Here is a 13170-nt window from a genome sequence, read left to right as displayed (position 1 = left end):
CGGTTCTGCGGTGGCAACAACTTCTTCAACACGGCGGCTTTACGTTCTTCGGAATAACGTGGCATGAATGCTCCCATGCCGCCCCTACTGACTAAATTCAGGCGAAATTGCCAACTGGACAACTAGGCTGACAGAGGGGGGGAGCGGAACCTTGGGCAGAAGAAATTCAGGCGGCTTTACCTATCCACTGATAGACAAGTCCTTGTGAGCAATTGGACCCAGCGAGCCGACAAAAGGAACTGTGATATCTACGGTATCGCCACGGCGTGTTTGAATTCCGGGTACGTATTTGCGTTTAACTTCAATTTCGACGGAGAGGTCGATGCGAGTGCAGTCGAGAAGGAAGCTGTAGAGAGTGGAGACTACGAAAAACCCCGATATCACCGGAAGTACGCCCGTATTTGGTTGAAGCAAGAGTTCAACGACGCGATCAAAAAGGCACCTTCGAAAGACAGTATACCGATAGCTGGAAATATCCGTGATGAGGTAAAAATCAGAACCTTGACGGATTCCAAGTACAACACGGCTGACTCATCGGAATTTTTCGATAGAACCAAGGCATTACCCCCAAAAGGTGCCTTAGTTCACAACGAATATACCATGATGGCTCACTTTTACCTTCTAAAACGCTTCTTTAAAGGCGCTGAAAAGACTCGATTCTTCATGGATCTGGACAGCGGGATGAAGACGGCCTATGTAGCCGCATTCAGGGAGAAGATTGCAGCCGGATTATCTGACGGATTCTTGATCAGGGCAGCCAAAAACAAAACCAACGACGAAAAAGAGAAGCTAGTTGCGCAGTTCCGCAAAATGGTTTCTGTGATGTCAGGAGTGCCAGCGCAGCAGCTAACTCCGAAGATTATCATGGACATAACCAACAGCATCATCGCTAATCGGCTGGCAAAACCAATGAAGGTAAACGGTTCTCCTGAGCGATGGATTGAGCACCCTGGAGCAACAAAAGCTGAACCTGAGAAAATGGTGGCAGCCATAACAGATGTTGAGCGATACGATATTGATCATCAGGCGAATCTTTATCGGATGGCCACGCTAGCGCCTGTAGATCGCTTCTTCATGAGAATCAGGCGCTTTTCTACATTCTTTGAAAGGCCCTTTCAGTCAGGTACAAGCAAGGGGCGGATTTGGTATGGTTATGCCGCTTATGATCCATCTATGTACACCATTATTGGCGACATATTCCGGGTGTATTACAACTACTGCGCACCTAATCAGCAGGGTGAAACGCCTGCGATGAAGTTAGGTCTAGCCAAAGGCCCGGTGGACATAGGGAAAATCATTTACTTTGACGGTTAGCGATAGCCTATTGGCTAGAGGAAGAATGAGTAAACCGGCCTGTTTCCCGTGATATCAAACGTGAACCAAAGGACTTCATGAAGATCGTAACCTGGAATTGCAACGGAGCGTTGCGAAAGAAGCTCCGAGCAGCTGACAGTGCTAGACGCAGACATTTTAGTGGTCCAGGAGTGTGAAAATCCTGCTCTATCGACCGCTGAATACCGAAGCTGGGCAGGCGATTATCTTTGGGTAGGCGACTCCAAAAACAAAGGCATTGGAGTGTTCCCCAAGAAAAGTAATTCCGTCAAACAGCTTAATTGGAGCGGCATGTTTGGAGTTCCTGGGCTTCAGGGCGATAGCAATGCCCTTCAGTGGAAAACTGAAGAACTGAAACTTTTTCTACCATTCACGGTTAATGCTGAGTTTACGTGTCTTGCTGTTTGGACAAAGGGTATCGACAACGGTGCTTTTGGTTATATTGGTCAATTCTGGAAATACTTGCAGATCCACAAAGCTGATCTTGAAGGCCCGCGAACAATCATACTGGGCGACTTCAACAGTAACGTGAGGTGGGATAAGTCAGATCGATGGTGGAACCATTCTGATGTGATCTCAGAGCTTCGCTCTATTGGTCTCCAAAGTCAGTATCACGTCCAGTCGCTAGAAAGTCAGGGGCGAGAGCAGACGCCAACTTTTTTCCTTCAAAAGAACCCTGAGAAGGCATACCACATCGATTACGTCTTCACGTCAAAAGATCTCACAACAAGCTGCACACTTGAAGTTGGAGACTACGACCACTGGATATCAAAAAGTGATCACGTTCCTTTGACCTTGAAGGTTTCGAGCTAGAATCATTCAAATATTTTGAACAAAAAAGGCCAGCAACTTTTGGCTACTGGCCTTTCGATTTTCGGCCTCATCTCTCAGGCCAGCCACACTTAAGGCGAATGGCTTGGGTTGAACCGGCCTTTTTCTGCTTTGCGTCAGCCTTACTTCTGGGTGGCACGCTCCAGCATACGCTTGGCACGCTCGTTCGCTTCGTCAGCGGACTTCTGAGCAGCGCGGGCAGCAGCCAGGGCTTCTTCAGCAGTCTGCTGAGCAGTGCGAGCATCGCTTGCAGCGCTGTTAGCAGTGTTCAGAGCGTTGTTGGCAGTCTGCTCAGCGGAGCTTGCAGTTGCATTGGCTTCGTCGATAGTAGCCTGGTCAGTGGTGGCACAACCTGCAGTCAGAGCAGTGGCCAGTGCAAGCCCAGCGATCGTCAGTTTACGCATGGTAAATCCCCTTATTGGTCGTTTTATTTCCTGTGATCCAGAAGTCAGTATAGACGACTTCCTGTCAGCTATGCCCGATAGGCAGTGACTACCGGAGTCGTTAAACAGTGTAAAACACTATGAAGCAAAATGTTAACTGAGGATAGGTAAAAATTCTTAGCTTATGACAACAACTTAATCGGCGTGTCATAAACGTACCGGGGTCAGGGCATGATCCGGATGGGGGTGCCGTCGTTGACCAGGGCCCAGATCTCATCCATCTCTTCATTGGTCACGGCAATGCAGCCCTCTGTCCAGTCCAGCCCCACATAGGCAAAGGCCATGTCGCCGACATCGTTGGGAAGGCCGTGAATCATGATACTGCCACCCGGGTCGAGCCCCCAGGCTTGTGCCAGCTCCCGGTCTTTCGGGCTCGGATAGGAGATGTGGATGGATTTGTAGAAATCGCTCTCCGGGTTGCGCCAGTCAAGGGTGTAGTCGCCTTCCGGAGTGCGTGAGTCGCCTTCATAAAGCTTGTGGCCGACCGGGTTGTCGCCCAGGGAAATCCGGTAACTGCGCACCTTGCGATCGCCACTGAGCAGGTGCAGGCGGCGCTCGCCTTTATTCACTACCACCTGGGTAATTTCGAAGTGGTCAGCCAGCTCGGGTTCCGGGATAGCCGGAGTCATCCGGGTGTCGGACCGGGCTAACAGCTCGGTAGCCCCGGCAAAGGGGGTAAGGAGTGCTACAAAAACGATCAGAAAAGCTCGAAAAATCATGGCGCCGGCGATGGATATCCAATGGTTAAACTTTGTTCATGCAGTTTATAACACAGCGGGCAGGCAGATTGATAAGGGGTTTTGTTACATTTTATGTTGCGTCCATCTTCAGGCCCACCTTGGTTACCCGGTCTGCCTCGGTGGCACGGGCTACCAGGGTGACCGGGCCCAGAATGACCTTGTCGCCCACTACCGGGTGGCCCTTGGTGCGCTTGGCAAAGCATTCTGCGAGCGAAAGATCCGGTGGCAATTCATCGAATTCGATGCCGTACACCTGCTCTACATCCCCCAGCAAGGCGCCGCCATTGAGCACGAAGTCACCGAAGAAGGCACGCTCGGCCAGGTGCTTCGGTGCCTGTCGGCCACTCAGGGCCTTGCCAAGTTCCGGAAGTACCGCAGGTGTGGCGAACATGGCGACCACATCTCCGGTCGACACTTCCAGGTCCTTGGTAGGCTGCAGGCACTGGCGATCCCGGAAGACCCCGGCAACGGCGGTGTTGTCCGGCAGCCGCAACTGCCCGAGGCGTTTCGGTGATTCCCAGTTCTGGCCCCGGAGCGGGAACAGCATCAGCTCGTGGTCGCCCGCCGCGGGGGCATCCAGGGGCAGGCGCCGGTAAGGGTCTTCGTCGGCTGGAACTTCCAGCTTCAGTTTGCGGGCCAGCGGCGCCATGGTTGTGCCCTGTACCACAAGCGACACAAGCACGATGAAGAACGCGGCATGGAACACCAGCTGGGCACCTGGCAGACCGGCGATGATCGGGAACAGGGCCAGGACAATTGGTACCGCGCCCCGCAGGCCCACCCAGCTGATAAAGCCCAGTTCCCGGCGGTTGAAGCCGAAGGGCCAGAGCGTCAGCAGAACCGTCAGCGGGCGAATCACGAAGATCAGTGTAAAGGCCAGAATCAGGCCGCCCCCAGCCAGGGGTACCAGGTCAGACGGGCTCACCAGCAGCCCCAGCATCAGGAACAGACACAGCTGGGCCAGCCAGGCCAGGCCATCGTGTACCTGCAGGATCATGGGCATCATTCGCACGTGGCGATTACCGATCACCACGCCACTCAGATATATGGCGAGAAAACCGCTACCGCCAATGGCGTTGGTGGCAGAAAACACGGCGATGCCGGCTGCGGCCACTAACAGGGGGTAGAGAGCGGGCGTCAGGCGCATCCGGTTGGTCAGGGCGACGATGGCAAAGCCACCCAGAATGCCCGCTGGCGCGCCGATACCGAATTGCTGGACCAGCATCAGCAGGCCAGAGGCAAAGGCGCCGTCCTGGTGCTGGCTGATCAGGGTAACCAGCATCAGGGTCAGGAAAATAGCCATCGGGTCGTTGCTGCCCGATTCGATTTCCAGAGTGGCGCTGACCCGTTCGTTCAGATGCAGCCCACGGCCCTGAAGCAGGGAGAAAACCGCAGCGGCATCGGTGGAGGAGATAATCGCGCCGATCAGCAAGGCGATCAGCCAGTGCAGGTCGAACACCCACCAGGCAACGATTGCCGCTCCGCCCGCCGTCAGGGCGACACCCACGGTGGCCAGCATTATGGCGGGTTTCAGGCCAACCCGGAAGGTATCCACGCGGGTACGCATACCGCCGTCGAGCAGGATAACGCCCAGAGCCAGGTTGGCGATCAGGAAGGCGAGTTCCACATTATCGAACTCGATACCCCCGGGCCCGTCCTCGCCCATCAGCATGCCTACCACCAGGAAGACCAGTAGCACAGGCATGCCAACGCGGCTGGAAAGGGGGCTGAGCACGATGCTGAAAACCAGCATCAGGGCGCCAATCAGGGTGAAGGTGGGATCCATCAGACTCCAACTAAAGGGGCTTGCCCGGCCATAGCTGCGGGCTTATATTGCTTGAACAGACATTATGCCGGCAGGCGTAGCTCAATGGTAGAGCTCCAGGTTCCCAACCTGGTGGCGTGGGTTCGATTCCCATCGCCCGCTCCAGTCCGGCAGTTTCCCTCAGTGCAGCTTCAATCTCGGGTGCATGGCCCGGCTGATCTTGTCCATGAGCCAGATAATGCCCGTACGCACAAACCCGTGCAGCGCGACCTGGTGCATCCGGTACAGGGAAACGTAAAACAGCCTGGCCACCTTGCCTTCAATGTACATGCTGCGGCCAGACAGGTTGCCCATCAGGTTGCCAACGGTGGTGTATTTGCTGAAGTTGATCAGTGAGCCGTGGTCGTTATAGACAAAGGGTACCGCTTCCTTGCCTTCAAGCCGGTTACACAGGGTTTCGAACAGGGTATCTGCCTGCTGGTGGGCGGCCTGGGCCCGTGGAGGCACCGGCCGGTCAGAATCCGGTTGCGGGCAGGCGGCGCAATCACCGAAGGCGAAGATGTGGTCGTCCCGGGTAGTTTTCAGGGTTTGCTCTACCATCAGCTGGTTGCCGCGGTTGGCCTCCAGCCCGTCTAGGTCGGCCAGAAAGCCCGGTGCCTTGATGCCGGCGGCCCAGATGGTCATCTCGGACGGCAGTTCGGTGCCGTCTTTCATCACCAGGCTGTTCTCCCGTACTTCGCTGACCGGCTGGCCGGTCAATACCTGCACTTTCTGGCGCTGCAGTTCCCGGGTTGCGGCGGCAGACAGCCGGCCAGGCAGTGCCGGCAGAATGCGGTCGGCCGCTTCGATCACACTGATGGAAACGTCTGATGACTTCAGGTGGTTCATGCCGTATACCGGTAGTTCCCTCGATGCCAGCCGCAGCTCCGCAGCCAGTTCCACACCCGTGGCGCCGGCCCCGATGATGCTGATGTTCAGGCTGTGGGGCTTGCCCTGCAAGGCTTCATGATTCTTGCGCAGGAAGGCATTGAGCATCAGGTTATGGAAGCGCCGTGCCTGGCGCAGGCTGTCCAGGAACAGGCAGTGCTCCTGGGCACCCGGAGTGCCGAAATCGTTCGCGGTGCTGCCTACCGCAATCACCAGGGTGTCGTACGGGATGCGGCGTTCCGGCACCACTTCATTGCCTTCGTCATCGTGGAAGGCGGCAATGACGATTTCCTTCGCTGAGCGGTCGAGCCCGCTCATCCGGCCAAGCTGGAATTCGTAATGGTGCTTGCGGGCGTGGGCGCGGTAGTTGATTTCGTTGGCGCTGGCGTCGAGGGAACCGGACGCGACCTCGTGCAGCAGGGGTTTCCAGACGTGGGTCAGGCCGGCATCGACCAGGGAAATGCGGGCTTTGTGTTTCTTGCCCAGTTTGTTGCCCAGCCGGGTGACCAGTTCCAGGCCGCCGGCGCCACCGCCGACAACTACGATGTGATGCAGGTTTTCCATAACGATCGCCTTGAAGTGAAGAGAGCCAAGCGCTCTTTCGGCGAAAAACGCTTGGCTGTCCTCACTGACTTTGTCCAGTCCCTGACTGGAGGCGGCTAATACTAACGTCGTATTTCCGGCATGACAATTCAACGAAAGTGGCTTTCAGCTGCCTCGTTGGGCCTGGTCGCGATTGATTAATCCGTTGCCATGCGGCACTTTAGGGTAAACGCCCACAGAGGCTTGGAGCATAACCCTGCTAACAGGAGAACCACTGTGAAACTGGAAGTCAAAGGCATTGCGGACGGCCAGCCGATTCCCGAAAAGTTCGCGTTTGGTGTATTCAGTGAACAGGACCACATGAGTTTTGGCCCCAACCGGAGCCCGGAACTGGTGTGGGAAGGCGCGCCGGAGGGCACCAAAAGCTTTGTGGTAGTGATGTTTGACCCGGATGTGCCCAGCGTGGCCGACGATGTGAACCAGGAAGGCAAGACCGTAGCGGCCGACCTGCCCCGGGTAGACTTCTTCCACTGGCTGCTGGTGGACATCCCGGCCAGCGTTGCTCGCATCCCGGAAGGTGAGGACAGTGACGGCGTCAGCCCCAAGGGCAAGGATCACGGCCCCGGCCCGATCGGGGTGCGCGGTGTGAATAACTACACCCAGTTCCTGGCCGGCAATCCGGACATGGCCGGCACCTACGCCGGTTACGACGGCCCTTGCCCGCCCTGGAACGACGAGATCATCCACCATTACCACTACGAAGTGCATGCGCTGGATGTGGAAACGCTGGGTCTGGATGGCGAATTTGACGGCAACGACGTGCGCCAGGCCATGGCCGGGCATGTGCTGGCCAGTGCCCGGGTAACCGGTACCTACACCCTCAATCCGGATCTGCGCTGAGCGGGTTCTGACGGTGCGGGGCTGCAGCGGCTCCGCGCCTGTCTTCATCTAACTGTCTCGTGGTTGTCACCTGCGTGTCACCCGGCCTTGTCAGAGTTTTTCCTGCACTCTGACGGCTGGCCTGACAATGCAGGAGGCACCATGGGCAATTATCGCAGCGTCTTCATCTCGGATGTCCATCTTGGCACAGCGGATTGCCAGGCCGGGCAACTGCTGGATTTCCTCAATACCATCCGGTGCGACACCCTGTACCTGGTAGGCGACATCGTCGACCTGATTGCCATGCAGCGCCGGGCCCACTTTCCGGAAAGCCATCGGCAGGTTGTTCACAAACTGTTGGAGCTGGCCGCCACCGGCACCCGCGTTGTCTATGTGCCCGGTAACCACGATGAATTCTTCCGCCGCTTCTGTGGCCAGACCCTCTCCGGTGTCGAGCTTCTCTACAAGGCCGTGCATACCACCGCGGATGGCCGCCGTTTTCTGGTATGCCACGGTGACCAGTTCGACCAGGTGGTGCGATGCAGCCCCCTGATGTTGCTGGTGGGTGACCATGCCCACGGCCTGCTGCTGCGGTTGAACCGCTGGTTCAACGCCCTGCGCCGTTTGCAGGGCAAGCCCTACTGGTCGCTGGCGGCCTGGATCAAAAGCCGCATAGGTAAGGCCAGAACCTTTATTCGCCGGTTTGAATTGGCAGCACTGACGGCCGCCGAGAAGGGAGATTTCGATGGTTTTATTTGCGGACATATTCACTCTGCCGGCTTCTTGCGTGGCGAGGACGGTCTATACTGCAATGATGGTGACTGGGTTGAGCACTGCTCGGCCCTGGTGGAAACAACCGATGGCGAACTGCAGTTGCTGCAGTGGTCTGATCAGCCGGTGATTGTCATGACCGAGCAGGATGCGCCCGCGGTGGCGGGCCCGGAAGGGGATCGCCCGGTGGTAGACGTGCTGACGCCGTCGTTCATCGAACAGGTTAACCGTATTGCCGGTTAACGGTGCTGATGTTTGGAGGCCTAAACAATTTGGTTTCGGCTCTTTAGCTTTGGGTGGGTGCTCATTCGGGGTTTTACGGTAAATTGTCAAAGTAATCCATAAAAAACATCAGGTTAAAAGAATTTGGCCAAGGGGCTATTGGTACCTTGCAGTGTCAGGGAGGGCGGTAGCCAGAGAGGGTCGACTTGAAATATATTTTGTGGTCTATATAATTCAACTCTAACTTTCGAAGCGAATTGATCACGTTATGACATCAGAAGGATCGAATACCACCGCCATCACCTTGCGCAAACCTACCAAGGATGATGGCTTCAGGCTCCACCAGCTGGTTGCGGAATGTCCGCCGCTGGACCCCAACTCGATTTACTGCAACCTGTTGCAGTGCAGCCACTTTGCCGAGACCGGCGTGGCGGCGGAGAAGGACGGCGATCTGGTCGGCTTTATCTCCGGATACATCCCTCCCCAACAGCCCGAGACCGTGTTTGTCTGGCAGGTGGCGGTACACGAGAAAGGTCGTGGCCAGGGCCTCGCCAAGCGGATGCTTAAGGAAATCGTAGGCCGGGACGCGTGCAACAACGTCACGCACCTGGAAACCACGATTACCGAAGACAACGAGGCTTCCTGGGCGCTGTTCCGCTCATTTGCCCGTGATCTGGGAGCCGAGCTCACCTATCACGAGCACTTCGAGAAAGAGACCCACTTTGGCGGCAATCACGATTCCGAGTTCCTGCTGCGCATCGGGCCTTTCACGAAGCCTGTCTGAGAGCCCTGATTCACAACATGTGAATCGCTGACTGCGAATCTGAACAGCCGGCAGGCCACCCGGGGTGGGCCTGCCAGATGGCTGACATCAACGCACGGCGGGCCTGTTGCGACCGACACGTTTTACCAGCAGGCCACCGCGCATTTACCTCGAACCTGACATGCTAAGAGGCAAGACAATGGAAATTTTTAAGTCTACTGAATCCGAAGTTCGTGTTTATTCCCGTGCCTTTCCGGTGATTTTCAACCGTGCCAAGAACGCGCACCTGTACACCGAAGACGGCAAACAGTACCTGGACTTCCTGGCCGGTGCCGGTTCCCTGAACTACGGCCACAACAACGATGTCCTGAAGAAAGCACTGCTCGAGTACATCGAGGCAGACGGTGTGAGCCAGGGCCTGGACCTGTTCACCACCGCCAAGCACGACTTCATGGAATCGTACAAGAAGTACATCCTTGATCCCCGTGGCCTGAACTACAAGATGCAGTTCACCGGCCCCACCGGTACCAACTGTGTGGAAGCGGCCATGAAGCTGGCCCGGAAGGTGAAAGGCCGTACCAACATCATTTCTTTCACTAACGGTTTCCACGGCGTAACTGCCGGTGCCGTTGCCGCCACCGGTAACGAGCATCACCGTGGTGGTGTAGGCGTACCCCTGGGCCACGTGGACTTCATGTTCTACGACGGCTACCTGGGTGAAGACGTAGACACCCTGGACATCATGGACAAGGTGCTGTCTGACAGCTCCTCCGGTGTTGAAAAGCCGGCGGCGGCTATCGTTGAGGCCGTTCAGGGTGAAGGCGGTCTGAATGCGGCCCGCGCCGAATGGCTGAAAGGCCTGTCCGAGCTGTGCAAGAAGCACGACATCCTGCTGATTGTGGATGACATCCAGGCGGGTAACGGCCGGACCGGCGAGTTCTTCAGCTTTGAATTCGCTGGCATCAAGCCGGACATCGTGACGGTATCCAAGTCCCTGAGTGGCTATGGCCTGCCGATGGCGCTGGTGCTGTTCAAGCCGGAGCTGGACGTATGGGAATCCGGTGAGCACAACGGTACTTTCCGTGGTAACAACATGGCGTTCGTAACGGCCCGCGCTGCCGTTGAAACCTACTGGAAAGACGATGCCTTCGCCAACGAAGTGAAGGCCAAGACCAAGGTGCTGGGCGATGCCCTGCAGGCGATCTGCGACAAGTACCCGGGTGAGTTCTCGATGAAAGGCCGCGGCCTGATGCGTGGTATCGAAGCCAAGCATGCAGACGTGACCGGTCCGATCACCAAGCGCTGCTTCGAGAAGGGCCTGATCATCGAGACCAGTGGCCCGAACGATGAAGTGATCAAGTGCCTGATGCCGCTGACCACCAGCGAAGACGACCTGCGTCTGGGCGCGAAACTGCTGGGCGAGTCTGTTGACGAGATCATGCAGGAAGGTGTGAACGAGGCGTCGTAAGACGCCCGTTTCCCCCACCTTTCCAAAACGCAGATTACGAAGGCAAGGATATGACTACGGCACAGCACACCGTCGAGAAAATCGGCGGTACATCAATGAGTAATTACGAGGCCGTGCGCGACAATATCATTATTGGCAAGCGCAAGAAGAGCGACCTCTACCAGCGGATTTTCGTGGTTTCAGCCTATGGCGGCGTAACCAACGAACTGCTGGAGCACAAGAAAACCGGCGAGCCGGGCGTTTACGCCCTGTTTGCCGATGCCGAATCGGACTGGGCCTGGGGTGACGACCTCACCAAGCTGATCCAGTTGCTGACCGACATCAACGGCGAGCTGTTCAGAGACCCGATGCTCAAGCAGCAGGCCGACCAGTTCATTACCGACCGTATTGAAGGTGTTCGCGGCTGCCTGATCGACCTGCAGCGCCTGTGTTCCTACGGCCAGTTCCAGCTTGAAGAGCATCTGCTGACTGTCCGGGAAATGCTGGCGGGTATCGGCGAAGCGCACAGTGCGTTCAACACCACCCTGAAGCTGCAGCAGGAAGGCATTAATGCCCGCTTTGTCGACCTGACCGGCTGGCGCGATGCCGAGCTGCTGCCGCTGGATGAAAAGCTGAAGCAGGCGTTCGACAGCATCGACCTGAGCCGCGAGCTGCCCATCGTGACGGGTTACGCGCAGTGCAAGGAAGGCCTGATGCGTACCTTTGACCGTGGCTACAGCGAGATGACATTCAGCCGGGTGGCTGTGATGACCAACGCCCGCGAAGCCATCATCCACAAGGAATATCACCTGAGCTCCGCTGACCCGAAAGTGGTGGGTGAAGACAAGGTAGTTCCCCTGGGTCGTACCAACTACGACGTGGCGGACCAGCTGGCCAACCTGGGTATGGAAGCCATCCACCCCCGGGCCGGTAAGGGCCTGCGCCAGAACGAGATTCCGTTGCGGGTGATGAACACCTTCGAGCCGGAGCACACCGGTACCCTGATTACCGGTGATTACATCAGCGAGAAACCGCAGGTGGAAATCATTGCCGGCGCCAAGGGTGTGTTTGCCATCGAAGTGTTCGACCAGGACATGCAGGGCGAGCCCGGCTCGGACCGCAGGATTCTGGACGTGCTGACCCGCTTCAAGGTGCGCTTCATGTCGAAGGACACCAACGCCAACACCATCACTCACTATGTGGGCACCACGCTCAAGCATGTGAAGCGAGTGGTCAAGGCGCTGGAAGAAGAGTTTCCGAATGCCGAAGTCAGCACCCGCAAGGTGGCCCTGGTGTCAGCCTGTGGCAGCGACATGAAGGTGCCCGGCATCCTGGCCCGCTCTGTGAAGGCGCTGGCAGACAAGGAGATCAGCGTGCTGGCCATTCACCAGTGCATGCGCCAGGTGGACATTCAGTTCGTGATTGACGAAGACCATTACAACCAGGCGATTGTGGCCCTGCACGGGGCACTCATCGAGCCCCACAACCACGAATACGCTATCGTGGCGGCAACCACCGCCTGAAGAATTGCCCGCAAGCGGAACCGGTCGCTTCGCTTGCGGGTGATGGAGGACGTCTTGCCTCCTGATCGGGCGCCCGGTCGGCCGTCTCGTCTCTGGCGAGTTATTATGGCCGGGCGTGGCCGATCACCTTTCCTTCCCCCGTTTTCTTTCCCTTCAGCCGCCGTGCAACAGCCAGAACCAGGCGCCGACCGTCAGTTGGCAGAGCAATACCACCACCGTCAGCAGCAGTCGCAATTTCAGGTACCAAGCCGGCAATGCCGACCAGAATGGCAAGGCGGGCAACGGCGATCACGACCGCTGCCTCGGTTTCAGTTCATTGAGAATTATTCGCACGGTAAATCTCCCTGAATTGCGATACAGGGAGATTTACGCTTGCCATGCCCGTCGGGATCATCGGGCCAGTTCGAGACATTCCCGATGGGCCGGGCAGGTGACCAGGTGATCGTTCACCATACCGGTAGCCTGCATAAAGGCGTACACGATGGTTGGGCCGACAAAATTGAAACCGGCTTTTTTCAGGGCCCGGGACATGGCCTCGGATTCTGCGGTGGTGGCCGGTACCTGTTCGATGGTTTGCCAGTGGTTTTGCCGGGGTTGGTGCTCCACGAACTGCCAGAGAAAATCGGCAAAGCCGATGCCTTGCTCCTTCAGCGCCAGGTAGCTGCGGGCATTGCGGATAATGGACTGCACTTTCAGGCGGTTGCGGATAATACCGGGGTTCTCCAGCAGCCGGGCCTGGTCCTGCTCGGTGAAGCGCACGATCTGTTCCGGATCAAAGCCGGCGAAGGCGGCGCGGTAGCTTTCCTGCTTGCGCAAAATGGTGATCCAGCTCAGGCCGGCCTGCTGGCCGTCCAGGCACAGCTTTTCGAACAGCGCCTGGTCATCATATTCCGGGCGGCCCCAGACGGTGTCGTGGTAGTGCACATAGAGCGGGTCGGTTCCGCACCAGGGGCAGCGTTCATTGGTCTCGGTCACATCGGGCCT

General features: G+C 57.1%; 13 protein-coding genes and 1 tRNA gene. 8 read left to right on the top strand and 6 right to left on the bottom strand.

Annotated features, from left to right (window positions below; genetic code table 11):
• Positions 1 to 204 precede the first annotated feature (204 nt).
• Positions 205 to 1314: a hypothetical protein gene (locus AC13DJ_RS04980; protein ID WP_482933753.1), complete on the top strand. Its 1110-nt coding sequence runs from the start codon at positions 205 to 207 to the stop codon at positions 1312 to 1314.
• Between the two features lie 138 nt (positions 1315 to 1452).
• A complete protein-coding gene (locus AC13DJ_RS04975; protein WP_482933752.1) occupies positions 1453 to 2145 on the top strand; it encodes an endonuclease/exonuclease/phosphatase family protein in 693 nt (230 codons plus the stop codon).
• Positions 2146 to 2285: 140 nt separating this feature from the next.
• Here AC13DJ_RS04975 and AC13DJ_RS04970 read toward each other — a convergent pair whose 3' ends face one another.
• From AC13DJ_RS04970 to AC13DJ_RS04960, 3 genes are all read right to left on the bottom strand, one after another.
• Complete coding sequence (locus AC13DJ_RS04970) at positions 2286 to 2567, bottom strand: Lpp/OprI family alanine-zipper lipoprotein (RefSeq protein WP_476130637.1); 282 nt, start codon at positions 2565 to 2567, stop codon at positions 2286 to 2288.
• 203 nt (positions 2568 to 2770) lie between these two features.
• Complete coding sequence (locus AC13DJ_RS04965; RefSeq protein WP_474539685.1) at positions 2771 to 3325, bottom strand: L,D-transpeptidase family protein; 555 nt, start codon at positions 3323 to 3325, stop codon at positions 2771 to 2773.
• Positions 3326 to 3416: 91 nt separating this feature from the next.
• On the bottom strand, positions 3417 to 5132 hold the full coding sequence (locus AC13DJ_RS04960; protein ID WP_474539683.1) for a potassium/proton antiporter: 1716 nt from the start codon (positions 5130 to 5132) through the stop codon (positions 3417 to 3419).
• Positions 5133 to 5202: 70 nt separating this feature from the next.
• On the opposite strand from AC13DJ_RS04960, the gene AC13DJ_RS04955 reads away from it, so the two are divergent.
• A tRNA-Gly gene (locus AC13DJ_RS04955) sits at positions 5203 to 5276 on the top strand.
• A 15-nt stretch (positions 5277 to 5291) separates the two neighbouring features.
• Here the strand turns inward: AC13DJ_RS04955 and AC13DJ_RS04950 are convergent.
• Positions 5292 to 6602, bottom strand: a complete 1311-nt coding sequence (locus AC13DJ_RS04950) for an NAD(P)/FAD-dependent oxidoreductase (protein WP_094624375.1) — start codon at positions 6600 to 6602, stop codon at positions 5292 to 5294.
• A gap of 255 nt (positions 6603 to 6857) precedes the next feature.
• Between AC13DJ_RS04950 and AC13DJ_RS04945 the strand changes: the two genes are divergently transcribed.
• The 5 genes from AC13DJ_RS04945 to AC13DJ_RS04925 all read left to right on the top strand — a co-directional run bounded on the left by AC13DJ_RS04945 (position 6858) and on the right by AC13DJ_RS04925 (position 12186).
• Entirely contained in the window at positions 6858 to 7481 is a 624-nt protein-coding gene (locus AC13DJ_RS04945; RefSeq protein ID WP_474539679.1) for a YbhB/YbcL family Raf kinase inhibitor-like protein, read from the top strand.
• A 141-nt stretch (positions 7482 to 7622) separates the two neighbouring features.
• Entirely contained in the window at positions 7623 to 8474 is an 852-nt protein-coding gene (locus AC13DJ_RS04940; protein ID WP_474539677.1) for a UDP-2,3-diacylglucosamine diphosphatase, read from the top strand.
• 247 nt (positions 8475 to 8721) lie between these two features.
• Entirely contained in the window at positions 8722 to 9237 is a 516-nt protein-coding gene (gene ectA, locus AC13DJ_RS04935) for a diaminobutyrate acetyltransferase (protein WP_482933751.1), read from the top strand.
• 178 nt (positions 9238 to 9415) lie between these two features.
• Positions 9416 to 10684 (top strand): diaminobutyrate--2-oxoglutarate transaminase, encoded by a 1269-nt coding sequence (gene ectB / locus AC13DJ_RS04930; protein ID WP_022990504.1) that lies wholly within the window; start codon positions 9416 to 9418, stop codon positions 10682 to 10684.
• 50 nt (positions 10685 to 10734) lie between these two features.
• Entirely contained in the window at positions 10735 to 12186 is a 1452-nt protein-coding gene (locus AC13DJ_RS04925) for an aspartate kinase (RefSeq protein WP_476131646.1), read from the top strand.
• A 103-nt stretch (positions 12187 to 12289) separates the two neighbouring features.
• Here AC13DJ_RS04925 and AC13DJ_RS04920 read toward each other — a convergent pair whose 3' ends face one another.
• Positions 12290 to 12478 carry a hypothetical protein gene (locus AC13DJ_RS04920; RefSeq protein WP_476131648.1) on the bottom strand — a complete coding sequence of 63 codons (189 nt, stop codon included), beginning with the start codon at positions 12476 to 12478 and terminating at the stop codon, positions 12290 to 12292.
• Between the two features lie 98 nt (positions 12479 to 12576).
• Complete coding sequence (locus tag AC13DJ_RS04915) at positions 12577 to 13161, bottom strand: DNA-3-methyladenine glycosylase I (RefSeq protein WP_288372198.1); 585 nt, start codon at positions 13159 to 13161, stop codon at positions 12577 to 12579.
• Positions 13162 to 13170 lie beyond the last annotated feature (9 nt).

It is taken from the genome of Marinobacter sp. L-46 (genome assembly GCF_056859535.1).
Note: the sequence above shows the minus strand (reverse complement) of the source record. Positions and strands in the feature narration are given on the sequence as shown.